The sequence below is a fragment of the Devosia lucknowensis genome, assembly GCF_900177655.1.
Classification (GTDB): Bacteria; Pseudomonadota; Alphaproteobacteria; order Rhizobiales; family Devosiaceae; genus Devosia; species Devosia lucknowensis.
Window position 1 is genome coordinate 701,669 of record NZ_FXWK01000001.1, and the last position, 23,024, is coordinate 724,692.

Annotated in this window: 19 protein-coding genes and 1 tRNA gene; 10 read left to right on the top strand and 10 right to left on the bottom strand. The window is 61.7% G+C overall.

All coding sequences use genetic code 11. The features are described 5' to 3' along the window. Positions 1-86: 86 nt before the first annotated feature. Positions 87-2,183 (top strand): molybdopterin-containing oxidoreductase family protein, encoded by a 2,097-nt coding sequence (locus CCK88_RS03300; protein WP_086469107.1) that lies wholly within the window; start codon positions 87-89, stop codon positions 2,181-2,183. 111 nt (positions 2,184-2,294) lie between these two features. Here the strand turns inward: CCK88_RS03300 and CCK88_RS03305 are convergent, their stop codons facing one another. After that, positions 2,295-3,059, bottom strand: coding sequence for a sulfite exporter TauE/SafE family protein (locus tag CCK88_RS03305; RefSeq protein WP_086469108.1), 765 nt, complete (start codon positions 3,057-3,059; stop codon positions 2,295-2,297). Positions 3,060-3,345: 286 nt separating this feature from the next. On the opposite strand from CCK88_RS03305, the gene CCK88_RS03310 reads away from it, so the two are divergent. After that, a complete protein-coding gene (locus CCK88_RS03310; protein WP_086469109.1) occupies positions 3,346-3,786 on the top strand; it encodes a glyoxalase superfamily protein in 441 nt (146 codons plus the stop codon). Here CCK88_RS03310 and CCK88_RS03315 read toward each other — a convergent pair whose 3' ends face one another. Next, a complete protein-coding gene (locus tag CCK88_RS03315) occupies positions 3,787-4,353 on the bottom strand; it encodes a DUF2147 domain-containing protein (protein WP_086469110.1) in 567 nt (188 codons plus the stop codon). It abuts the gene before it with no gap. A gap of 186 nt (positions 4,354-4,539) precedes the next feature. Here CCK88_RS03315 and CCK88_RS03320 point away from each other — a divergent pair. Continuing rightward, positions 4,540-4,629 (top strand) — tRNA-Ser (locus CCK88_RS03320). 76 nt (positions 4,630-4,705) lie between these two features. Here CCK88_RS03320 and CCK88_RS03325 read toward each other — a convergent pair. The 6 genes from CCK88_RS03325 to CCK88_RS03350 all read right to left on the bottom strand — a co-directional run bounded on the left by CCK88_RS03325 (position 4,706) and on the right by CCK88_RS03350 (position 11,136). Continuing rightward, complete coding sequence (locus tag CCK88_RS03325) at positions 4,706-5,452, bottom strand: ribonuclease activity regulator RraA (RefSeq protein ID WP_086470785.1); 747 nt, start codon at positions 5,450-5,452, stop codon at positions 4,706-4,708. Between the two features lie 24 nt (positions 5,453-5,476). Then, positions 5,477-6,637, bottom strand: a complete 1,161-nt coding sequence (locus CCK88_RS03330; RefSeq protein ID WP_086469111.1) for a mandelate racemase/muconate lactonizing enzyme family protein — start codon at positions 6,635-6,637, stop codon at positions 5,477-5,479. A gap of 8 nt (positions 6,638-6,645) precedes the next feature. Then, on the bottom strand, positions 6,646-7,743 hold the full coding sequence (locus CCK88_RS03335; RefSeq protein WP_086469112.1) for an ABC transporter ATP-binding protein: 1,098 nt from the start codon (positions 7,741-7,743) through the stop codon (positions 6,646-6,648). A gap of 10 nt (positions 7,744-7,753) precedes the next feature. After that, the gene (locus tag CCK88_RS03340; protein ID WP_086469113.1) at positions 7,754-8,635 is read right to left on the bottom strand and encodes a carbohydrate ABC transporter permease; all 882 of its coding nucleotides are present in this window, start codon (positions 8,633-8,635) and stop codon (positions 7,754-7,756) included. Next, positions 8,632-9,588, bottom strand: coding sequence for a carbohydrate ABC transporter permease (locus CCK88_RS03345; RefSeq protein ID WP_086469114.1), 957 nt, complete (start codon positions 9,586-9,588; stop codon positions 8,632-8,634). Before CCK88_RS03345 ends, CCK88_RS03340 begins: the two co-directional genes overlap by 4 nt. A gap of 66 nt (positions 9,589-9,654) precedes the next feature. Next, on the bottom strand, positions 9,655-11,136 hold the full coding sequence (locus tag CCK88_RS03350) for an ABC transporter substrate-binding protein (protein ID WP_086469115.1): 1,482 nt from the start codon (positions 11,134-11,136) through the stop codon (positions 9,655-9,657). Positions 11,137-11,390: 254 nt separating this feature from the next. Between CCK88_RS03350 and CCK88_RS03355 the strand changes: the two genes are divergently transcribed. From CCK88_RS03355 to CCK88_RS03375, 5 genes are read left to right on the top strand one after another with little or no spacing between them, the layout of a single operon-like run. After that, the gene (locus CCK88_RS03355; RefSeq protein ID WP_086470786.1) at positions 11,391-12,092 is read left to right on the top strand and encodes a GntR family transcriptional regulator; all 702 of its coding nucleotides are present in this window, start codon (positions 11,391-11,393) and stop codon (positions 12,090-12,092) included. A gap of 35 nt (positions 12,093-12,127) precedes the next feature. Then, positions 12,128-13,297 carry a mandelate racemase/muconate lactonizing enzyme family protein gene (locus CCK88_RS03360; RefSeq protein WP_086469116.1) on the top strand — a complete coding sequence of 390 codons (1,170 nt, stop codon included), beginning with the start codon at positions 12,128-12,130 and terminating at the stop codon, positions 13,295-13,297. Positions 13,298-13,312: 15 nt separating this feature from the next. Continuing rightward, complete coding sequence (locus CCK88_RS03365; protein WP_086469117.1) at positions 13,313-14,671, top strand: mandelate racemase/muconate lactonizing enzyme family protein; 1,359 nt, start codon at positions 13,313-13,315, stop codon at positions 14,669-14,671. Positions 14,672-14,675: 4 nt separating this feature from the next. Beyond that, positions 14,676-15,878: a mandelate racemase/muconate lactonizing enzyme family protein gene (locus CCK88_RS03370; protein ID WP_086469118.1), complete on the top strand. Its 1,203-nt coding sequence runs from the start codon at positions 14,676-14,678 to the stop codon at positions 15,876-15,878. An 18-nt stretch (positions 15,879-15,896) separates the two neighbouring features. After that, positions 15,897-16,943, top strand: coding sequence for an aldo/keto reductase (locus CCK88_RS03375; protein ID WP_086469119.1), 1,047 nt, complete (start codon positions 15,897-15,899; stop codon positions 16,941-16,943). A 45-nt stretch (positions 16,944-16,988) separates the two neighbouring features. Here CCK88_RS03375 and CCK88_RS03380 read toward each other — a convergent pair whose 3' ends face one another. Further along, complete coding sequence (locus CCK88_RS03380) at positions 16,989-17,906, bottom strand: helix-turn-helix domain-containing protein (RefSeq protein ID WP_170926335.1); 918 nt, start codon at positions 17,904-17,906, stop codon at positions 16,989-16,991. A 94-nt stretch (positions 17,907-18,000) separates the two neighbouring features. Here CCK88_RS03380 and melA point away from each other — a divergent pair, with 94 nt between their 5' ends. Together melA and CCK88_RS03390 are read left to right on the top strand one after the other, a co-directional pair. Beyond that, a complete protein-coding gene (melA, locus tag CCK88_RS03385; protein WP_086469120.1) occupies positions 18,001-19,368 on the top strand; it encodes an alpha-glucosidase/alpha-galactosidase in 1,368 nt (455 codons plus the stop codon). A 121-nt stretch (positions 19,369-19,489) separates the two neighbouring features. Next, positions 19,490-21,928 (top strand): glycoside hydrolase family 2 protein, encoded by a 2,439-nt coding sequence (locus CCK88_RS03390; protein ID WP_086470788.1) that lies wholly within the window; start codon positions 19,490-19,492, stop codon positions 21,926-21,928. Here CCK88_RS03390 and CCK88_RS03395 read toward each other — a convergent pair. Then, entirely contained in the window at positions 21,925-22,824 is a 900-nt protein-coding gene (locus tag CCK88_RS03395; protein WP_244557419.1) for an N-acetylmuramic acid 6-phosphate etherase, read from the bottom strand. The genes CCK88_RS03390 and CCK88_RS03395 overlap by 4 nt on opposite strands. Between the last annotated feature and the right edge of the window lie 200 nt (positions 22,825-23,024).

Genomic DNA, 23,024 nt, shown 5'->3' on the forward strand with positions numbered 1-23,024 from the left:
TCCGGGCGGTCTCATGACCGCCCTTTATCCCTGCCATAAGAACTATGCATTGTCGTGCGGCGCCGGGTGCGGATATCCTGCGCCGCATGAACGCACCGATCCCCCAACGCACCATTCGCTCCGTCTGCCCGCATGACTGTCCTTCGGTCTGCGCGCTTGATGTCGACATCCTTTCCGACGGCACAATCGGTCGCGTTCGCGGCGCCAAGGACGATCCCTACACGGCCGGGGTCATCTGCGAGAAGGTGGCGCGTTATTCCGAGCGCATCCATCACCCCGAACGCCTGCTCCATCCATTGCGTCGCGTCGGGCCAAAGGGGGCAGGGCAGTGGGAGCAAATCTCCTGGGACGAGGCGCTGGACGAAATCGCGTCGCGTTTTCTCGCCGTCGAAGCTGAAAACGGTGCCGAATCTGTCTGGCCCTATTTCTATGCCGGCACCATGGGTCATGTGCATCGCGATGGCATCGAGCGCCTGCGCGCCGTGCGCGGCTATTCGCACCAGTACGACACCATTTGCGTCGGCCTCTCCTGGCCAGGCTACATAGCGGGCACCGGGCTCCTGGGCGGGGTCAACCCCGAACAGATGGCCGAGAGCGATTGCGTGGTCATCTGGGGCACTAATGCCGTGCACACCCAGGTCAACGTCATGACCCACGCCATGCGGGCGCGCAAGCAGCGCGGGGCCAAGGTCGTTGTCATCGACATCTATCGCAATGCCACCATGGAGCAGGCGGATATGGGCCTGGTCCTCCGCCCCGGCACCGATGGGGCGCTCGCTGTCGCGACCATGCATGTGTTGCTGCGCGACGGTTTGGCCGATCGCGAATACATGCGCGAATTCACTGACTTCACACCCGAATTTGAATCACATTTGCAACTCCGCACCCCACAGTGGGGCGCCGAGATCACCGGCCTTACCGTCGAGGAAATCGAGGCCTTCGCTCATCTGGTGGGCAAGACGCCGCGCACCTTCTTCCGTCTCGGCTACGGCTTTTCGCGCCAGCGCAACGGCGCCACGGCGGTCCACGCCGCGCTGTCCATACCGGCGATGACCGGAGCCTGGCAGCACCGGGGTGGGGGCGCCTTCCATTCCAATTCCGGTACCTGGGCGCTCGACAAGTCGCGGCTCGAAGGCGTCCATCTGCAAAAGGGCAGCCCGCGCCTTCTGGACATGTCCGAGATCGGTCCGATCCTGACCGGAGACACCCGGGCATTGCGGGGTGGCAAGCCGGTCCACGCCATGATCGTGCAGAATACCAATCCCGCCGTAGTCGCCCCGGATCAGGCGCTGGTGCGACAAGGTCTGATGCGCGATGACCTGTTCCTCGTCGTCCACGAGCAATTCATGACCGAAACCGCCGAGCTGGCCGACATCGTGCTGCCTGCGACCATGTTCCTCGAGCACAATGACTATTACACTCGTGGCGGCCATACGCGCATTCTCTACGGCGCCAAGGTCGTCGAAGCGCCCGGCGAGGCGCGCTCCAACCACGACGTCATCAATGCCCTGGCCCTGCGCCTCGGCAGTGACGACGCTGTGTTTCACACCAGCGATCGCGATGTTGTCGCGGACACGTTCGCTCGGTCCGGCTACCCGGCGCTGGAGAAAGTCGAAAAAACCGGTTTCGTCGATCGCGAGCGGCCCGACGGGGTTGCCCGCTTTGCCGGCGGCTTCGGCTGGCCTGATGGCCGCTATCGATTCGCGCCGGACTGGCAGGCCGTGGCCGATCGCAAGGGCTATCGCTGGGTCTGCGATCCCGCCGAAATGCCTCGCTACGCCGACCACTGGGCCGTCAACGAGGCGACCGACCTGGAGCATCCGTTCAAGCTCGCTACCAGCCCGGCGCGCGCCTTCCTCAATTCGTCATTCAACCAGACACCCGGAAGCCTCCGCCGCGAAGGCGAACCGACAGTGTTCATTCACCCCGAGAATGCGGTGCGTCTGGGCATCGTGCATGGTGACGCTGTGGTTGTCGGCAATCGGCGCGGGCAGGTCGAGCTGACGGCTTTCCTGCACACCGGCCTTTGCACGGGCGTCCTCATTGCCGAAGGACTGCACCGCAACAAGGCGCATCGCGGCGGTCGGGGCATCAATATGCTGACCAGCGCCGAACCGGCACCGCCGTTTGGCGGCGCACCGTTCCACGACGCCGCGGTCTGGATACGAAAGGCCTCGTGCTGAAATCTGAGTTCGGTGGTTGGACCGGCAGCCACACCCAAGGTTACGCCCTCGGACTTGATCCGAGTGCCGCTCTCGATGGGTGCGGACCTGGCCATTCCGCTCGTTCCGCACTCAGGCGTAGGCCGACCAGAAGAAATAGCCGGTCATGCCTATGCCGTAGACGATGACACCGATGCGGATCCAATCGCGTGGAATGTATTGTGCCAGCCGCGCCGCGACGTAGCCGCCAATTGTCACGCCGACCAGCGCGATGGAGCCATGATACCAGTCGATCCGGTCATTGAACGCAAAGCGCAGCACCGCCACAAGCGCCACGATGGACGACACGTAGAGCTTGAGCCCGTTCATGGCGTGGATATCGGTCATGCCAGCCATGGCCAGGAACGCCAGGAGCAGGATGCCGAGGCCTGCGTTGAAGAAGCCGCCATAGGTGCAGACGGCCGCCAGCAGCACCAGCAGCAGCACGCTGCCGAGCGCCTGCATGCCCCGACCGCCGCCGCTGCGCGCCTTCAGTGCAGCATTGAGCTGATTGCCGAAGATGAAAAGGGCCACTGCAAAGGTCATGAGCCACGGCACCACCTTTGAAAACTGCTCGTCCGACACCACCAGCAGCAGTTCGGCGCCCAGATAGCCGAAAACCGCAGCAACGAGACCATAGACGATCAGCTTGTCGCGATACTGCCCCATGGCCTTCCAGTAGCCCACGGCACCGCTCGCATAGCCGGGAAGGGCAGCATAGGTGTTGGAGGCATTGGCCAGAACCGGCGGCACCCCGGCAAACAGAAGCGCCGGGAAGACGATGAATGATCCGCCCCCGGCCAGCGAGTTGACGGCACCGCCCAGAAGTCCTGCAACAAACAACAATATCTCGGTCATGACCGTGCCCCCGATTCTTCCTCGGACCTCCTAACCGGTACAGTCTGCATCGCCTAACGCAATTGTCTGATCGGTCCATCACGACGCGTGATCGCCTGCCCCTTGACTTGCCCGCCGGTCAGGCGCATTTAGCCCACGGTTGCTGGCGCCTGCCGCCCGCGGATCGGTATGATCCTTGGTGAAGTCCAGCACACGGCATGTGATCCCTTCGGTTTTCCTCCCAAGGCGCATCATGGCAATGCGGGCTCCCATGTGACAGTCGCCTCCAGATGGAGAGACCCGAACCATGTCTTTTTCTCTCGATACGCCATCGGCCCAGACCCTCAAATCCGAGGCCCGGACTTTGCGCGACGACCGCGCGCGCTCAGGCCACGTCATGACCCATGGCGAGGCGCTCGAGCATGTCGCCCGCGCGCACGGCTACCGTGACTGGAATACCGCCCGCGCGGCGCTGCCCGACCGCGTTGCCGTGCCGTTCCAGGTCGGCATGCGGGTCAAGGGCGATTATCTCGAACAGCCTTTTGTCGGTCTGCTGATCGGCGTGCAGCTGGCGCACAACATGCAGGCTTTCACGCTGACCATTCAGTTCGACGAGCCGGTCAACGTGACGCCCACGTTCATGTTCGCGGCCTATCGCCACCGCGTGGTGGCGACTGTGGATATCCACGGCATTTCGCCCGATCGTCGGGGCAACGGGCAGCCGGTCATGCGCGTGTCGCGCGCCTGATTACGGCGCCGGGGCTATCTGCACGGCCCCGGCAGCCAGCCGCGCTGCGAGGTCTTCCGCAGGCACGCGCGACCAGTCTTCGCCGCGACAAACGACGTTGAACAGCACGCAGCCATTGAGCCGGATCACGTCGGGGCCGACGATTTCCACATAACCCGAATAGGTCTTCCCATCTTCGGGATTATAGATCTCGCCATCGAAGACATGCGGCTCGGCTCCCGCGCGCAGCGTCAAGATCTGCAGCCCCAGCATCGGGCGCGTGCGCAGGGCAGGGTCCTCGTTCCGGTGATCGAAGAATTGGTCCGCGGTCATGGCCGCCGCCGCTTCTGCCTCAGCGCCGCTCAACAGTCCCTCGGGCACGACGATATGGGACAACACCCCGCAAAATCCGTCGAGGCAGGGGCTGATCGTGATTTCCGAGAGCAATTGCGTGCGCCAGACGCCTTCGACGGGAGAGGGAGGAACCGCAACGGTTTCCGTCTGCGCAAAGGCGCCTACGCTTCCGCACGCGCTCAACACTCCCGCGAGCAGTCCCGCTGCCAGTCTGGCCCGGCCTGTGCATTGCATGGATCCGCTCCCCGCTGTTCGATTTAGGCGGTCATTCCGCGCGCGGATTTAGCCCGGAATACGGCGATCCTCCAATGGGCAGCGTGCACCGCGCCGACGCCACGACCCTGGCGCCCTGTGCGCTTCCGCCCATTCATCCAAAAAGCGCTTGCCATCCCGGATCGCTCCCGCTAGACCCGACCCGCCGGAGAGGTGGCCGAGTGGTCGAAGGCACACCCCTGCTAAGGGTGCAGATCGGGAACGGTCTCGAGGGTTCGAATCCCTTCCTCTCCGCCACTTTTCCCATCCTCGCCGCAATGTCGATCCGGCCAGCTTAGGTTGGATCAGGAAAGCGTAAGCCAGAGGGCGTCGGCTAAGTCGACTTGATCGGGTTGAGCACGCGCCACGCCTGGTATTCTTCCTCGGCGTCCGGATGCAGCGGGTAGTAGCGCTGCAGGGACTCTCCGGCCATCAGCTTCATGCGGGAGAACTCTTCCCATTCGGCATGCTTCTTGCCGTCTTCCATCACCGCCTCGGCCATCGACACCGGTACGACCACCGCGCCATCGTCATCGGCCACGATGATGTCGCCGGGCACGACGGTCACCCCGCCGCAGGCGATGGTGACGTTGACGGCATTGGGAAAGATGTCGGTCTGAACGTGGTAATTGGGCGACCAGCCCTTGAGCCAGAGCGCAAGATCGAGCTTTTCGACATTGGGCCGATCGCGCATGACGCCGTCGATGATGATACCGGCGCCGCCACGGCCCTTGAAATAGGTGGACATCATGTCCCCGAAAATGCCGGAACGCATGTCGCCGCGTGCGTCGACCACCACCACGTCACCCTTCTGCACATGGTAGAGCACGTGACGGTGGAGCTGCGTCTCGGGGTCGGCATATTCGCCTTCGCTGAAGAGATCAGGTCGTTGCGGCAGACACTGCAGCGTCAGCGCCGGTCCACAGATAGTCTTGCCTTTGGTCTGCGGCAGGATGCCGGTCATATGCGGGTTCTTGAAACCCATATGTCCCAGCGTACCTGCGATAGTTGCGGCCCCCAGGTGCCGCAGGCCTTCGATAAGATGTTTTGGCGGCCGGCTGATGTCGCTAGTCTTGATCACGTCCAATTCTCCACTCCGGTGGATTTACCAGTTGGTCACCGACCCGTCGTTGCGCCTGAGGTGGGGTGCCTCCCAGAAGCTGAAACTTTGCCGTGCCAGAAGGTCCTCGTTGACCTCCACTCCAAGCCCTGGAGCATCATTGACGGGATAGACCGCACCGTCGAGCTTGGGTTGAACGGGAAAGAAATCGTCGTTGTCAAAACCAAGACCCCGTTCGGGCGAGCGCGTTTCGAGCCACGCGAAATTCGGCACGGCAGCGGCGAAATGGATGGTCGCCGCGGTACAGACCGGGCCCAGGGGATTGTGGGGCATCAGATCGACATAGTGCGCCTCGCTCCAGCCGGCGACTTTCATCGCTTCGGTCAGGCCGCCGACATTGCAGACATCGAGCCGATTGAATTGGTGGATGCCGCGTTCGATGTAGGGCAGGAACTGCCATTTGCTCGCAAATTCTTCGCCAATAGCGAAGGGAATCTGGGTCATTGTGCGGAGTGATTCATAGGCTTCGGGCGTTTCGTCACGAATAGGCTCTTCGAGAAAGTCGAGTACGCCCTTGTCGAGCTTGTTGCAGAAGCTCGCGGCTTCGGCGACTGACAGGCGGTGGTGATAATCGATGCCGAGCACCACTTCGCCGCCGAGTTCCTCACGCGCTCGATTGAGGATACGAGCGGTGGCGGCGATGGATTGGCGCGGCTCGAAGATGTCGCGACTGTCCTGGCCGATGGGAAAAAAGCGGATAGCGTCAAAGCCCATGGCCTTGAGTTCCTTCGCCCGCTCGATGGCGCCTTCGCCGGCGCTGTCTCCCGTCGACGCGAAGGTCGGGATCACGCTGCGTTGCCTGCCGCCGAGAAGTTCGTAGACGGGAACCCCGAGCGCCTTGCCTTTGATATCGTGGAGGGCAATGTCGATCGCCGAGATCGCCGCCTGCAGGACGCGGCCGCCCTCGAAGTACTGGCTGCGATACATTTCCTGCCAGATGCGGCCGATCTGCATGGCATCCTGGCCGATCAAAAATTCACGGTAATGCTCGATGGCACCGGCCACGGCCTTTTCGCGGCCGGTGAGCCCGCTTTCGCCCCAACCGCTGATGCCCTGGTCGGTTTCGATCTTGAGGAGGAACTGGTTCCGGATGCCGACGCGAGCCGGATAGGGCTTGATCGCGGTGATCTTGAGCTTGGGGGCCATGGCTGGTCTCAATCGGCGCGCAGCGCCATTTCGGTCTGGCCGTCAAACAGGTGGATACGATCTTGGTCGAACTCGAGCCACACGGTTTCATCCGGCGACAAGGCCACGGTCGGCGGCAGGCTGATGTTGACGATGGCGCCGGATAGGAAGGCCTGGACGAAGGTGATGTCGCCTGTGGGCTCGACCGTATAGACCTTCGCCGGCACCGTGCCCTCGACCTCGCCCTTGTGCAGCTTGATGGTCGAATGGCGCGCGCCAAGCACGACCTTCCTGGACGTCGAGGCCGCGACCTTCCGCGCATTGCGGTCCGAAAGCGGCAGGCTCCACCCTTCGGCGCTGGTCAGCACGGAGCGTCCGTCGACGCTACCCGCTTCGAGCGGCACGAGGCTCATGGCAGGGCTGCCGATGAAGCTGGCGACGAACATATTGACCGGGTTGGCGAAGACGTTGGCCGGCGAGTCATATTGCTGCAGGAGCCCGCCATTCATGACCGCCATCTTGTCGGCCATCGTCACGGCTTCGAGCTGGTCATGTGTCACATAGATGATCGTGGCCTTGAGATCCTGGTGGAAGCGCTTGATCTCGGAGCGCATCTGCACGCGCAGCTTGGCATCGAGGTTGGAAAGCGGCTCGTCCATCAGGAAGACGGCGGGATCGCGCACCAGCGCCCGACCCAGAGCAACACGCTGCTGTTGGCCGCCAGAAAGCTCGCGCGGCTTGCGCTCGAGGAGGTGGGTGATGTCCAGTACACGCGCAGCCTCATGCACCTTGGCCTCGATCTCCGCCTTGGGGAGCTTGCGCATCTGCAGGGGGAAGGCGAGGTTCTGGAAGACGGTCTTTTGGGGATAGAGCGCGTAGTTCTGGAACACCATGGCGATGTCCCGGTCCTTGGGGTCGAGATCGTTGACGACGCGATCGCCGATGACGATGTCGCCCGAAGTGATGGGGATCAGTCCAGCCACAAGATTGAGCGTCGTCGTCTTGCCGCAACCGGAGGGGCCGACGAGGGCGACGAATTCACCGTCGTTGACCGTGAGTGAAACGTCCTTGGCCGCATAGACGGATCCATAGGTCTTGACGAGATCTTTGAGGACCACCTGGGCCATTGGATTACCTCTAGTGTTTGACGGCGCCTTCAGTGAGCGCGCGCACGAAGTATTTTTGAAGGACGAGGAACAGCACGACGACCGGCACGCTCATCAGGAAGCTTGCTGCCATCAGGCCCGGGAAATCCGTGGTGTTTTCAGAGAAGAAGCGCTGGATGCCGACCGGCAGGGTAAGCTGTTCGTTCTTGGTGAGGAACGTCGCGGCGTAGATGTATTCGTTCCAGGCGCCGATAAAGGAATAGATCGCCGTGGCGATAATCCCGGGCACCGAAAGTGGTGTGACGATGAGCAGAAAGGCCTGGAACCGCGTGGCGCCGTCGATGCGTGCGGCCTGTTCGAGCTGGATCGGGATATTGTCGTAAAAGCCCTTGAGCAGCCAGATGGCGAGCGGCAGGCCGAAGGTGAGATAGGTCAGGATCAGTGAGCCATGCGTGTTCACCAGGCCCAGCCAGCGCATCAGGATAAAGAGCGGCACGAGGAAGATCACGGCCGGGAACATGTTGCGCAGCAGCACCGAGAAAAACAGGAACTTGCGGCCCGGAAATCGGAAGCGCGAGAAGGCATAGGCAGCAGGAACCGCGACCACGACGGCAAGGATCGTGGTCACGACCGAGACGAAGAGGCTGTTCCAGAAAAACCGCAGAAAGTCCTGCCCGACGCTGTTCTGCGGATCGAGCAGCTTCTGGTAGCTCGCAAGGGTCGGCTCGGCCGGCCACCATTGCGGGGGAAATTGCGTTGCGGCAAAGCCTGACTTGATCGAGGTCAGCAGCATCCACGCCATCGGAAGCGCTGTGTAGAGCACCATGATCAGGAGGAAGATGCGCCCGGACCAGCGCCATCCATCGATGCGCTTGCGGCTGCGGGGCGCGGCGGTATCGGCAGCGATGGTCATGCGCCGTGCTCCTTTTCATTGCCGCTGAGTGCGCGAACGTAGAAGTAGCCAAGCACCATCAGGATGATGAACAGCAGCACCGAGTAGGCAGCGGCCACGCCCCAGCGCTGGCGGCCGAAGGCCAGCTCGTAGATGTGGGTGATCCAGATATGCGAGGCATTGGAGGGGCCGCCGCCGGTCATGATCCACGGGATGATGAAGGAATTGAAGTTGGCGACGGCGAGCAGCAGGATCGTGACGGTCGAGACGCCGCGCAGATGCGGGAAGGTCACGTGCCAGAAGCGCTGCCATGCGGAGGCGCCATCGACCTTGGCCGCCCGCAGCAATTGCTCGGGAACTGTCTGCAGGCCTGCCATCAGCATGATCATGGCGAAGGGGAATTCGCGCCAGATATTGACCACGATCAGCGAGGGCAGGACGCTGTTGACGTTATCGATGAAATTGGGCTGCCGGTCGAGAAAGCCGAACTGGACAAGCACCGCGCCAAGCACGCCGAAATCGGAGTGGTAGATCCACTTCCAGATGTAGGAGGCGGCGACCGCGCTGATCACCCAGGGAATGATGAGAATGGCGCGCAGGATGGCGCGGCCGGCGAAATCACGATGGAGGGCGAGGGCGCAGCCGAAACCCAGCACAAAAGCGATCAGCGTCGAGGCAATGGTCCAGATCACGGTATTGAGCGTGACCTTCCAGAAGACATCGCTTGAAAGGATCGCCGAATAGTTCTCGGTGCCGACGAAGATCTTGTCGCGCAGCTGAAGCCCTGGCGGGGTTTTGAAGAACGAGAGATCGATCGTGTAGTAAATCGGATAGGCGATGACGACGAGCATCACCACGATCGCGGGCAGCACATAGAGGTAGTCGGCGCGGCTGTTCCACATCTGCCGCAAGATATTTGGACGTCGGGTAAGATGGTCGGGAGCCGCCTGCAGCTGGCCTGTCATCATGGTCATCTGGCTCGTTCCTGTCAGAGATGAGGCCGGCAGCGCAGCCGCCGGCCACTTTTGCAGGGAGGAGGACTAGAGGCCGCCGCCGTCCGTCACGTCGCGCACCTTCTGGGCGGCGTCTGCTGCGGCTTCTTCCACCGTCATCGCTCCGGTCAATGCGTTCTGGAGCATGTCGGGGATGATGATGTTCATGATTTCAGGCGTTTCCGGCAGAGTCGGGAACGGGATGCCGTAGGGCAGCATGGAGGTGGTGACGTCGAGGAACTTGATGGTGTCCAGACGCTCCTTCATCCACTCGGTCTTGAAGCCGTTGAGGTTGCCCGGGTTGGAGCCCGCATAGGCCATCTTCAGCGACCACTCCGGGCTCGTCCAGAAGCAGACCATGGCTTTTGCCGCTGCCTCGTCCACTTCGCCACCCTCGACATATTCGGGGTTGAGGATGTGGATGTTGGACCCGCCGAACACCACGGCGCGCTTGCCATCCGGACCGGTGGGGATCAGGCCATAACGCATGTTGTCGATGACCGTCTGCGCGGTTTCCTTGTCGGCGCCGGTGGCCTTGGCCTGCAGATCGAGCATCACGTTATAGTCGGACGGATGCGAAATCATCATGGCGACCTGACCGGCGAGGAACAACGGCTGGTTGTCAGCCTGCTGATTGGTCAGCGCCGAGACCGGAACCGACTGGTCGCGGACATACATGTCGTAGGACGCCTGAAGGGCGCGGATGCTTTCCGGGCTGTCGAGCCGGATTTCGCCATAGGTGGGGTTGGCATCCGCCTCGTCGAACACGCCGCCACCGTAGCCCCAGAGCTGCGGCATGAAACGATACGGCGTATTGCCGGCATTCTTGCGTGCCACAAGGCCGTAGCCGGCAATGCCGAGCTCGTCGTGGATTTTCTTGGAGTATTCGACGACTTCGTCCCAGGTCGCGGGCGGGGTTTCCGGATCGAGGCCGGCCCGCTCGAAGATGTCGGCGTTCCAGATAAAGGCCATCGTCTCGTTGTTGGTCGGGATACCGTAGGCCTTGCCCTCCCACATCACCGACTTCATGGCGCCCGGCCAGAAATCCTCGCTCGCCCAGCCGACATCCTCAGGCTTGAGCTCCTGGAGGTAGCCCTTCGAGGCGAATTCGACGCCACCCAGGATCTGGAGGCGCACGACCATCGGACCAGCATTGCCCAGAAGCGCCGTGCGGAACTTGTCGAGCAAGTCGTTATAGGTCAGCGCCTGTTCCTGCAGGTCGATATTGGGATAGGTGGCGCGGAAGGCTTCGAAGAAGTCCTTGTAGTACTGACGCAACAGGTCAGGGTCGCCTTCGAAGACGCCCTGGTACCAGAAGGTCAGCTTGCCCTCGTAGTCCAGCGGGGTGACCGCACCGCACTGCTCGGCAGTATCGTAGGTTTCGGTGCCGGCGATCGAGCGTACGTATTCGGGCGACCACTGGCTGAGGTCGACACTTTGGCCAAGTACGGACGTGCTCATCATCGAAACGGCGAGCGCAGAGACGAATGCGCCACGCGCAAGCGCGCGGCCCAATGGGTAATTTCTCATGTAGTCCTCCTCTGTCCCGGAAAGCGCCCCTCGCGCGTCCGGGTCTCACGCAGCGGAATACATCGGGCTTGGGCCTCTTATGTACATCTCGCCGTAAAATCAACGTTGCAGATTGGATATTGCGTGTCAACTGGATTGGATTATACATTATTTGCAACACATGATGCGCCAATGCGGCGCAATGTCTCGGTACCTGAGGCAGCAATTTCGTTAAAGGCATGCCTCGGAACACTATGAAAGCTGACGAGACAAAAATGAGCGATTTCAAAGCGCAACCTCCGGCCGGGATTGAGCCGACAGGCGCATCCCAACAGGGAGACTCGCTTTATCAGCTGATCCGGGACGACATCATCTCGGGCAGGCTCAGCCCCAATGAGCGGCTGGTCGTCGCCGATCTGGCGCAGCGCCACAACACCTCGACAAACCCCGTTCGCGAAGCACTTCAGCTGCTGCGCGGGGAGGGCTTCGTGGTGATCTCGCCCAATCGTGGCGCGCGCGTCCGCCCCATCGACCAGAATTTCGTGCGCGACATCTACGAAATCGGGGTGCTCATAGAGCCTGCGCTGACCCGCTGGTTCGTCGGCATGGCGACGCTCGAGGACATCGCCGAGCTCGAAAAGGTGCAGGCCGAGATCGAGGAAAACAATTTCGCCGATCCCATGCGTCACAGCGAGCTCGACACCCGCTTTCACACCATCATGTACGAGCGGCACTACAACCAGCATGCCGCCGAGCTTTGGTGGAAGCATCGCGAAGTGCTGCGCGCCGTAAGCCGGCGCTACAATTTCACGCTGGCCCGCCGCGCCCAGGTGCTGCGCGAGCACCGCCAGTTGATCCAGTTCATCAAGGACGGCGAGGCCGACAAGGCCGCTGCCCTCGTGGCCCAGCATGTGGAGGGCTCGGGCCGCCATGTGCTTGAGCAGATGCGTGCTGCGGAGGCTGCGCGCGCCGGATAACAGCGGCCGGCAAACGGCCGAAGGGAGGAAAGACGATGAAGATCACGGGCGTGAAGCCGTGGCTTATCAAGACGGCCGCGTCCTATTGGGGCGAGTTTCTGTTTGTGGAAGTGACGACTGATGCCGGCATTTCCGGCTGGGGCGAGATCACCACCACCACCTACGTCGCCAATCGCGCCCTCTGCGTCATGCTCCAGCAGATCAGCAAGATCGTCGAAGGGGACGATCCCGCCCAGATCGAGCGCATTTGGCACAAGGTCTTCCGCAACTTCACATACATGGGCAGCCGTGGCGCGGCGGTCGAATGCGTCAGTGCCATCGACATCGCGCTCTGGGATATTCGCGGCAAGGTGCTCGGCCAGCCCATCTATGAGCTGCTTGGCGGCCCGGTGCGTGATGACATTCTCCTCTACACCCACCCTGACCAGCGCAAGTTCACGACCAGGGAAGGTGTCGTCCAGGAAATTCGGGACATCATCGCCTCGGGGCACACTGCTCTGAAGTTCGATCCCTATGCCCAGCAGGGCCAGAAAAACGTGCACGGCATAGCGCGCGAACAGTCCGAGGGGTATCTCGATGGGTCGATGACGCGCAAGGACGAGCGCGAAGCCGCCGAGCTCACGGCGCTGATCCGCGAGACCGCTGGACCCGATATCGAGATCCTCATCGACGCCCACGGGCGCTTCGACGTGCCGACCGCCATCCGGCTCTGCCGCTCGCTCGAGGAAGCCGGCGATATCGACTGGTTTGAAGAACCAGTGCCGCCCGAAAGCATCAATGCGCTCCGGCAAGTGCGCGAAAAGGTCAGCGCCGCGATCTCCTGGGGCGAGCGGGGACATACCAAGTGGGACTTCGTGCCCATCCTCGAAGGCAGGCTGGCCGATTATATCATGCCCGACGTCACCTGGACCGGCGGCATCACCGAGCTCAAGAAGATCTCGGCGCTGTGCGAGGCCTATTACATTCCCGTTTCGCCTCACGACGCGGCCGGTCCGATCAACGTCGTCGCCGGTGCTCAGGTGATGATGACGGTGCCCAATTTCTACCGGCTCGAGACTTCGGAGTGGAACCTCTCCAAATACGATCACCTGATCGACAAGCCGCTCGACAATTCCGGCGGCAGCCTCAAGCTCAACAAGGCGCCGGGTCTCGGGGTCGAAATGAACCGTGACTATCTCGCCGACAATCTCATCGCGTTCGATTGATCGGGGCGTAGGCAGATGACGACATCCACAACAGCCGAGATGATCGAGGACAATGTACGGACCGCTTCACGCCCCAGCGATCTGCGCATCACCGATCTGCGCGTCGCCGAGATCGTCGGTGCGCCTTTTACGTCGGCCTTGCTGAAAATCTACACGAACCAAGGGATAGTGGGCCTTGGGGAAGTCCGGGACGGGGCGAGCGCGACTTACGCGCTGATGCTCAAGAGCCGGCTTCTGGGCGAAAACCCTCTCGACATCGACCGCCTCTTCCGCCGCATTAAGCAGTTTGGTGGTCACGGCCGGCAAGGCGGTGGGGTCTCGGCGATCGAGATCGCGCTCTGGGATCTTGCAGGCAAGGCCTATGGCGTGCCGATCTACCAGATGCTGGGCGGCAAGTTCCGTGACCGTGTCCGGTGCTATTGCGATACTGACGCTGACAAGCCGAGCGGCACCGAAACGGGCAGACGGCTCAAGGCACGCATGGAAATGGGGTTCACCTTCCTGAAAATGGACCTGGGGCTGATGCAGATCGCCGATATCCCGGGCGCCGTGGTGTCGCCTGCGGGGTCGCTCGAAGCCTATCGTGTGCATCCAGATCGTGGCCCCGTCACGTCGATGGATGAGCGGCGGGCCCGCAATGCGGTCTACGACACGCACAATGTGCGGCATCCGTTCAGCGGGCTGCATTTTACCGACAAGGGCATCGATCTCCTCGAGCAATATATTCACGAGGTTCGCGAAGTGATCGGCTACGAAGTGCCGCTCGCCATCGATCATGTCGGCCATATTTCGCTGCAGAACGGCATCCGGCTGGCCCGGCGGATCGAGAAATACGTCCCGGCCTGGCTCGAAGACGTCATCCCCTGGCAGTATACCGAGCAATATCGGCAGCTTCAGGAAGCCTCCACCGTGCCGATCTGCACGGGCGAGGATATCTATCTCAAGGAGGATTTCGAACCACTTCTCAAGGCCGGAATTTCGGTGATCCATCCGGACCTTTTGACCTCTGGCGGCATCCTGGAGACCAAAAAAATCGGCGACATGGCGCAGGACCATGGTGTGGCCATGGCCATCCATATGGCCGAGAGCCCGATCGCGGCCATGGCGGCAGCGCATGTTGCCATCGCGACCGAGAATTTCATGGCGCTCGAATACCATTCGGTCGAGGTCGATTGGTGGGACGATATCGTCACCGGCCTGCCCAAGCCGTTGGTGCAGAACGGATTCATCACTGTGCCCGACAAGCCCGGGCTCGGGATCGATGACGTCGTCGACGATGTGATCCGGCAGCACCTGCAGCCGGGCGTCAAGGATATCTGGCAATCGTCGGAGCATTGGGACCAGGAGTATTCCTGGGACCGGACCTGGAGCTAAGCACATGAAAATCACTGACTTGCGCTGCGCCGTCATCGGCCGCCATCCCATTGTGCGTATCGTCACCGACGAGGGGCTCTATGGCCTGGGTGAAGTTGAGTTCACCAAGCCCTATCTCAAACCCTGGGTGCTGCATTTTCGAGATGCGCTGATCGGTGAGGACCCGACAGATGTCGAGCGCTGCATGCTCAAGATACGGCAGCGCGGTTCATTCAAGCCTTATGGCGCGGCGGTCAGCGCCATCGAACATGCGCTTTGGGACATTGCTGGCAAGGCCGCCAATGTGCCCGTCTACAAGCTTCTTGGTGGCAAGGTGCGCGATAAGGTTCGGGTCTATAATGGCTCGATCCGTCAGAAGCGCACCGGCGATCGGCCGGAAGATTACGCCGCCGACGTCAAATGGATGATGGAACGGCCCGAAAACTTCTTCATGGTCAAGCAGGGCATAAGCTTTCATTCGAACATGAAGGACACGGTGGACAACTTCCACTATGGCGTGCGCCAAAATAAGGCCGGCTATCATGGCGCCATGGACCAGGGGCAGATCTCCGAGCGTGGTTTCAACCACATGCTCGACTGCGTCGCGGCTATGAAGGAAGTGTTGGGCGACAAGGTGTCACTGGCGCTCGATTGCGGCCCTGGCTGGTTCCTCAACGACGCGATCCGCTTTGCGCGGGCGGTCGAGAAATATGACCTGATGTGGCTCGAAGACATGCTGACCGGGGACTATGTGCCTTGGGTCAATCCGCAGGCCTATCGCGAACTGACGATGTCGACATCGACGCCGATCCATACTGGCGAACAGATCTATCTCCGGCACAATTTCAAGGAGCTGATCGAAACACAGGCTGTGCGCGTCGTTGGTCCTGACCCGGCCGATATCGGCGGCATTGCCGAACTTAAATGGGTTGCCGAGCACGCCTACATGCATTCGATCATGATGGCGCCGCATGGCACGGCGAACGGGCTCTTGGGGCTGGGGGCGCTGATCAATGTCTGTGCCACCCTGCCGGCCAATTACATTGCCTTTGAATATCCAAGCGCCTCCGATCCCTGGTGGGAGGATATCGTCATCGGGTTGCCGGAAGGGCAGATCGTCAGGGATAGTCACATCGATTTGCTCGAAGCACCCGGGCTTGGGCTCGATATCGATGCCGAAGGCGCCAAAAAGTATCTGCTCGAAGAGGATGCCGGCTTTTTCGACTGAGCCGAACGGAGGAAATGGATGAAGTATCGCTATCTCGGACGCTCCGGCCTTCTGGTTTCGCGGCTTTGCTTGGGGACCATGACTTTCGGCAATGACCAATGGGGGTGCGATCAGGACACGTCGAGCGCCATCGTACGCCGCTTCATCGAGGGTGGCGGCAATTTCATCGATACCGCAGACGGTTACAGCGCTGGGGAATCCGAGCGTATGCTGGGCATGGCGATCAGGGATTATGATCGCGACCACCTTGTGCTGGCGACCAAGTGCTGGTTTCCGACCGACAGCGCCGTCACGGCGCGGGGGCTATCGCGCAAGCATATCATCGATGCCTGCGAGCGCAGCCTCAAGCGGCTCGGGACGGACTTTATCGATCTCTATCAATTCCACGGGCCCGATCCCTATACCCCGCTCGAAGAGAGCCTGCGCGCGGCAGACGATCTCGTGCGCGCCGGCAAGGTTCGCTACGTCGGTTGCTCGAATTTTTACGGCTGGCAGATCGCCAAGGCCAATACCTTGGCAGATGCCAAAGGCTATGAGCGGCTGATTTCAGGGCAGCATCTCTATAATCTCATTCGCCGCGATATAGAGCGCGAAATCCTGCCGGCGGCGGAGGATGCGGGAGTAGGCATCATTTGCTGGAGCCCTCTGGCAGCGGGGATGCTGTCGGGCAAATATCGCGATCAGTTGGCGCCGGATGCACGGTCGCGCATGGGCATTCAGGCCTCTGTAACCGTGCCGCGCTACTGGTTCGAGGATGCGCTCAAGCTGGTCGAAAAAGTGGCTGACGTTGCGCAGCGGCTCGGGCATACGCCCAGCCAGGTTGCGCTCAGCTGGCTATTCGGTGACCAGCGGATCACCGCGGCCATCATCGGCGCGCGGACCCCGGGGCAGGTCGGTGAAAACCTGGTTGCCGGCGAACTGGAACTGCCTCCCGAGATCAGGAACGAACTGACTGCGGCACTGCCAGTCAACCTTGGCTATCCGTTTGAATGGACGGAAAACAATCTCCGCGCCACTTTCGGCAGGGCGGAGTTCGAACCGGCCCACACCGTACGGCTCCCGTGAAGGCGGAAGGGCACGGTTACCCGAAGTTTGTCCCCGGATACGACTCTATCGTTGGACATCCCTGCGCATGTCGCCCGGTGTCACGCCATACGCTTTGCGGAAATGTTCGTAGAACTGTGTCTGCGAGCCGAAACCTGCCTGGAACGCGACGTTTGCGACGGAAAGACTGCCGTCGAACAGCAGTGAGCGGGCCCGGATCAGCCGCATGCGCACCACGAATTTTTGCAGCGAGATGTTCATGACCTTGGCAAAGAGGTCTGCGGCATAGTTGGGATGGAGCCCGACGACTGCGGCGATGTCTTCCGCAGCCAGCGGCTCGGTTATGTTCTCGACGATATGGCGCACCATGCGCACCACGTGCCGGACGGGCAGGGCGCTCTTGCCCCTGCTGCCTGCAGTGTCCAGCCACGGTGGCAGGAGCGTCTCCCACCCCACGATCGCGGCGCGCCTGAACATGGTGCCGATCTCGGCCCGCACCAGGTCCGTCCGCACCGCATTGCCGCTGCGATAGTCGGCGTGCCAGCGCTCCAGCATGTCGAGGCCAGCGCAGCCGGCCGCGAGCTCCACCACGCCGCCGCCCATCAGCGTGTCGGTCAGTCGCCCCAGTTGCGGCATTTCGAGGAAGGCGTCCATCGGCAGGTAGATATTGAGCTGCCGGGCAGCTTCGGCACCGCGCAGCGCAACGGTCTGATGCGGAATGCCGGCCCAGAAAGCAACGAGCCGTCCCGCGCCAATGGTTGTTGCGCCGCCGTCGAACCGGTAGTCCATTTCGCCAGCGGAAAGCCAGTTGAACTCGATATGCCCGTGGCTGTGCGGTTCCGGCATGGTCCGTGGCGTGAACGAGCGGATACCGAACCGGCCGAAGGCCTTGGCCGAGGCATAAAAGCTGCGATCCGGGCGAGAGAGGGGTCTTGGCGCTGTCTTGCCCGCCGGCACCGCGCCGTACTCGAGAGTTCTGGTCATCGAAATCTGTAAATCCCGGAAGAAGCTGTTAGCATTCCGGATTGTTCGTAGCCTTGCAAGTCGTAAGCTCCGCTCGACACTTCTGGAGCATCCCATGGCAAACCCAAAAATCACCTTCATCGGCGCCGGCTCGTCCGTTTTCATGAAGAACATCGTCGGCGACATCCTGCAGCGCCCGGCACTTGCGGGCGCCGAAATCCGGCTCATGGACATCAACCCGACCCGTCTCGAAGAAAGCGCCATCATCGCCGGCAAGCTGGTGAAGACGCTGGGCGTCCCCGCCACGGTCAAGACCTTTGCGGATCAGCGCGCCGCGCTGGACGGCACGAATTTCGTGGTCGTCTGTTTCCAGATCGGCGGCTACGAACCCTCTACGGTCGTCGATTTCGACGTCCCTAAGAAGTACAACCTTCGCCAGACCATCGCCGACACTCTGGGCGTCGGCGGCATCATGCGCGGACTGCGCACGGTTCCGCATCTGTGGAGCATCTGCGAAGACATGCTCGAGGTCGCGCCGGACGCGATCATGCTGCAATACGTCAACCCCATGGCCATCAACACCTGGGCCATTGCCGAGAAATACCCCACCATCAAGCAGGTCGGCCTCTGCCATTCCGTCCAGGGCACGGCGCATGAACTGGCCCACGATCTCGGCATACCCTACGAGGACATCCGGTACCGCTCGGCCGGGATCAACCATATGGCCTTCTATCTCAAGCTCGAGCATCGCCAGCCCGACGGCTCCTACAAGGATCTCTATCCCGAACTGCACCGTGCCTATCGCGAAGGCCGCGCGCCAAAGCCGGGCTGGAACCCGCGCTGCCCCAACAAGGTGCGCTACGAGATGATGACGCGCCTGGGCTATTTCGTCACCGAAAGCTCGGAACACTTCGCTGAATACACGCCCTATTTCATCAAGGAGGGTCGCGAGGACCTGATCGAAAAATACGGCATCCCGCTCGACGAATATCCCAAGCGCTGCGTGGAACAGATCGAGGGCTGGAAGAAGACGTCCGAGCAGTATCGTACCGCCGAGACCATCACTGTGAAGCCGTCCAAGGAATACGCCTCCTCCATCGTGAACTCGGTCTGGACGGGCGAGCCCTCGGTGATCTACGGCAATCTCCGGAACAATGGCGTCATCACCTCGCTCCCCGATAATGCGGCGGTGGAAGTGCCCTGCCTGGTGGACGACAACGGACTGCAGCCCACCTTCATCGGCGATCTGCCGCCCCAACTCACCGCTCTGATCCGCACCAACATCAATGTGCAGGAACTGACGGTGCGTGCGCTGGTCGACGAAAACCGCGAGCACATCTATCACGCGGCGATGATGGACCCGCACACCGCAGCCGAACTGGATCTTGAGCAGATCTGGAGCCTCGTAGACGATCTCCTCGTTGCCCATGGCGACATGCTGCCCGCATGGGCACGCGGCGCTCGCCGTCAGGCCGTGGCCTGAGTCTTTCAACGCTCTCAGTGCGAAACCCCGATGCGGTCGACGCATCGGGGTTCTCTTTTGGCGGCTGGCATTTCCCGTCCGCTCATGTATGGAAGCATCTGAAACGTTTTCGAGGCTTCAGATGCGCCAGATCCGCTCTCTCAATTCGGGCTGGAGCCAGACCTGCCTCGGCGGTCCCGGCATGCGTCCGGGCCTGCCGGAGAGCATTCCGGCGACGGTGCCCGGCACGATGCACACCGACCTGCTGGCGGCGGGCCTGATCCCCGATCCGTACCTGGACCTCAACGAGATTACGCTCGATTGGATCGGCCGTTGCGATTGGCGCTACGAGACCTGCTTCGAATGGTCCGACGCTGGCGACGAACACGTCGATCTGGTGTTCGCCGGGCTCGACACCTTCGCCACCATCACCCTCAACGGCGCCGAGATCGGCCGCACTGCCAACATGAACCGCAGCTACCGGTTCGCCTCTCGCGACCAGTTGCGCGACGGCATGAACCACCTCGTGGTCAGTTTCGGGAGCGCGTGGAAGCGCGGTGCTGCGTTGGAAAGCCAGTATGAGCCCCGGCCAAACAACTATCCGGGCCCTGCCAACCTCATGCGCAAGATGGCCTGCAATTTCGGCTGGGACTGGGGTCCTTCGCTTGTCACCGCGGGCTTGTGGCAAAGTGTGACGCTGGAGAGCTGGTCATCTGCGCGGCTGTCCCGCGTCCGTCCCGAGATCACGCTGGATGGTGCCGATGGTCTGGTCCGTCTGCACGTTGAAATCGATGGCGAACCGGCTGGCCTCACGCTCAGGGCCTCGGTCGCCGGGGTAACGGAGACGTTGCCGATCGCCACTGGAGCGGCGCTGATCGAATTGCGGACGCGGTCCCCGCAGCTTTGGTGGCCACATCATCTCGGTGGCCAGCCGCTTTATGTCCTCTCCGTCGAACTGCTCGATGGCGATGTGGTGGTCGACACCTGGTCGCGCGATATAGGCTTTCGCTCCGTTCGTCTCGACACCAGCGCGGACGATCACGGCTCCGCCTTCACGCTCGTCGTCAACGACACACCGATTTATGTCTGTGGTGCCAACTGGATTCCCGACGACTGTTTCCTCCCGCGCGTAACGCCCGAGCGCTACGCCGAGCGCATCGCGCAGGCCAAGGGTGCCAACATCAACCTGCTGCGTGTCTGGGGTGGAGGCATCTACGAGACTGAAGCCTTCTACGAAGCCTGCAGCCGCGCCGGCATGCTGGTGTGGCAGGATTTTCTTTTCGCTTGTGCCGCCTATCCGGAAGAGGGCGACCTCCCTGCCGAAATCGAGGCCGAGGCGTGCGAAAACATCGTTCGCCTCATGCCCCATCCGTCGCTGGTTCTCTGGAACGGCAACAACGAGAATATCTGGGGTTGGTTCGATTGGGGCTGGCAGGGGGCGCTTGAGGGGCGCACCTGGGGAGCGGCGTATTACCTCGACCTTCTGCCGCGTCTGGTTGCCCAACTCGACCCCACACGACCCTATTGGGCTGGCTCGCCCTATTCGGGCAGCATGGATATTCACCCCAACGACCCCGCACACGGGTGCACGCATCTGTGGGATGTCTGGAACGACGTTGGTTACGAACACTATGCCGATAGCGTGCCGCGTTTCTGTTCCGAATTCGGTTGGCAGGCGCCGCCGACATGGGCGACTCTGACCGAGGCGGTTCACGACGATCCGCTCACCCCGACTTCGCCGGGTGTGTGGCACCACCAGAAGGCGACCTCCGGCAACGACAAGCTGCTCCGCGGTCTCCAGGGTCACCTGCCGCAGCCTCAATCGATGGACGACTGGCACTTCGCAACCCAGCTCAACCAGGCGCGGGCCATCGCCTTCGGCATCGCCCATATGCGCTCGCATCGTCCGCTCAATATGGGTGCCATTGTCTGGCAACTCAACGATTGCTGGCCGGTCAACTCCTGGTCTGCCATCGATGGGTATGGGCGCAGGAAGCCGCTGTGGTACGCTTTGCGTAACGTCTTTGCGACGCATTTCCTGTCCATCCAGCCACGCGGCTCGGGGCTTTCTGCGATCGCCGTCAATGATCGGACCCTGTTCTGGCGCGGACCGGTGACGGTCAAGCGCATTCGCTTCGATGGCACGGTGATGGCCGAGTGGACACATTGGCGGCTTTGCGCCGACCGCCTCTCGGCCGCTGAACTTTCGATCCCGGATGACATCGCGACACCAGGGGACATCCGGTCCGAAATGCTCGTCGCCACCATGCATGACACGACCGCATTCCACTATTTTGCCGAGGACATCGACCTCGATCTGCCGGTGCCTGCAGCCGAATGCACACTTGACCGGATCGGTCCCGTCGACTGGCAGCTGACAGTGAGAGCAACTACCTTGCTCAAGGACCTCAGCATATTCGTCGACAGGCTCGATCCCGTCGCCGAGATCAGTGACATGCTGGTTACGCTTTTCCCCGGGCAAGAGCACGTTTTCACGATCACCTCGGCGCTCGACTTGGGCCTGGACGACCTGCGGCAACCGCCTGTCTTCCGCACGGCGAACGACTTGGTGAACCGTTAGCGCCGAAGCAGCGTGTCGAGGGCGGAGCGAAGGTTGCCACCGTGCTGGCCAAGCATGGTCGTAGCCTCCTCATGCGAGCCGACGCCCAGGGCAACGAGTACGGCCGGCTTGACCGCACCATCGGTCTGCAGGAGCGCAATCTCGGCGGTTTCAGCGTCCACCTTTGCAATGGCCTGGACAATTCCCCGGGCCCGGCCACGCAGCTTCGCGTTGTCGGCCACGACATTCACCATGTAGCCATCATGTACATGGCCCAGGCGGATTGCCATCAGTGTCGAAAGCATGTTGAGAGCGATTTTTTGGGCAGTACCAGCGCCCATCCGTGTCGAACCGGCAATGACCTCTGGCGGTGTCGGAAGGCAGATGCCGACTTGCGCGCGCGTCAGTATGGGAGCGCCCGCGTTATTGGCGATCCCGATGGTCCGCGCCCCCGCGGCACTCGCAGCATCGAGGGCGGCAAGGGGGTAGGGTGTGTAGCCACTGGCGGTAATGGCAATGAGGCAATCCTTGCTGCCGAGGCCAAGTGCTTCGACTGCGCTTCGCGCGGCCTGGCCATCATCCTCGGGACCACCCTTCATATCCACGAGCGCGTCACTGCCACCAGCCAGAAGCACGACGATGCGCTCGCGCGGTATCCCATAGGTTCCGGGAAGTTCGAGGGCATCTGCCAGCGCCATGAGGCCGGAACTACCCGCCGCAGCATAGACGAGGCGTCCGCCGTCGCGAACGGCTTGCGCGGCCAGGACCGCGCCAGCAGCGATCGCAGGCGCAGCAGTGGCAACCGAATCCGCCGCCGCGCTCTGGCCTGCGGCCAGTAAGGCAAGAATATCCTGGTCGTCGCGCGTATCCAGGCCGACGGCTTCGGCATGCAGCCCTTCTGTTTGTGGAGCGAGCACGCGCAATCTCCTGTACTTGAATGCCAAACCAATACCACTTATCCCGTGGGTTGGCACAAGAGCAATTCTATGACCGGGAAAAGCATAGCATCCACAAGGTAATCGGCACATAAATTCCGCCGAAGACCACAAAGCGCTTGGTCAATGGTATTTTATTGGTATTATCGTGTCGGATCGCATGGTCTGCCATGCTTGCTGCC

Bases quoted from the DNA above. Each gene is read 5' to 3' on its own strand.
- CCK88_RS03350 (WP_086469115.1), bottom strand. From the start codon at position 11,136: ATGAGAAATTACCCATTGGGCCGCGCGCTTGCGCGTGGCGCATTCGTC.
- CCK88_RS03340 (WP_086469113.1), bottom strand. From the start codon at position 8,635: ATGACCATCGCTGCCGATACCGCCGCGCCCCGCAGCCGCAAGCGCATC.
- CCK88_RS03300 (WP_086469107.1), top strand. From the start codon at position 87: ATGAACGCACCGATCCCCCAACGCACCATTCGCTCCGTCTGCCCGCAT.
- melA (WP_086469120.1), top strand. From the start codon at position 18,001: ATGGCAAACCCAAAAATCACCTTCATCGGCGCCGGCTCGTCCGTTTTC.
- CCK88_RS03365 (WP_086469117.1), top strand. From the start codon at position 13,313: ATGACGACATCCACAACAGCCGAGATGATCGAGGACAATGTACGGACC.
- CCK88_RS03345 (WP_086469114.1), bottom strand. From the start codon at position 9,588: ATGACCATGATGACAGGCCAGCTGCAGGCGGCTCCCGACCATCTTACC.
- CCK88_RS03360 (WP_086469116.1), top strand. From the start codon at position 12,128: ATGAAGATCACGGGCGTGAAGCCGTGGCTTATCAAGACGGCCGCGTCC.
- CCK88_RS03370 (WP_086469118.1), top strand. From the start codon at position 14,676: ATGAAAATCACTGACTTGCGCTGCGCCGTCATCGGCCGCCATCCCATT.
- CCK88_RS03375 (WP_086469119.1), top strand. From the start codon at position 15,897: ATGAAGTATCGCTATCTCGGACGCTCCGGCCTTCTGGTTTCGCGGCTT.
- CCK88_RS03330 (WP_086469111.1), bottom strand. From the start codon at position 6,637: ATGGCCCCCAAGCTCAAGATCACCGCGATCAAGCCCTATCCGGCTCGC.
- CCK88_RS03335 (WP_086469112.1), bottom strand. From the start codon at position 7,743: ATGGCCCAGGTGGTCCTCAAAGATCTCGTCAAGACCTATGGATCCGTC.
- CCK88_RS03310 (WP_086469109.1), top strand. From the start codon at position 3,346: ATGTCTTTTTCTCTCGATACGCCATCGGCCCAGACCCTCAAATCCGAG.
- CCK88_RS03390 (WP_086470788.1), top strand. From the start codon at position 19,490: ATGCGCCAGATCCGCTCTCTCAATTCGGGCTGGAGCCAGACCTGCCTC.
- CCK88_RS03315 (WP_086469110.1), bottom strand. From the start codon at position 4,353: ATGCAATGCACAGGCCGGGCCAGACTGGCAGCGGGACTGCTCGCGGGA.
- CCK88_RS03305 (WP_086469108.1), bottom strand. From the start codon at position 3,059: ATGACCGAGATATTGTTGTTTGTTGCAGGACTTCTGGGCGGTGCCGTC.
- CCK88_RS03380 (WP_170926335.1), bottom strand. From the start codon at position 17,906: ATGACCAGAACTCTCGAGTACGGCGCGGTGCCGGCGGGCAAGACAGCG.
- CCK88_RS03355 (WP_086470786.1), top strand. From the start codon at position 11,391: ATGAGCGATTTCAAAGCGCAACCTCCGGCCGGGATTGAGCCGACAGGC.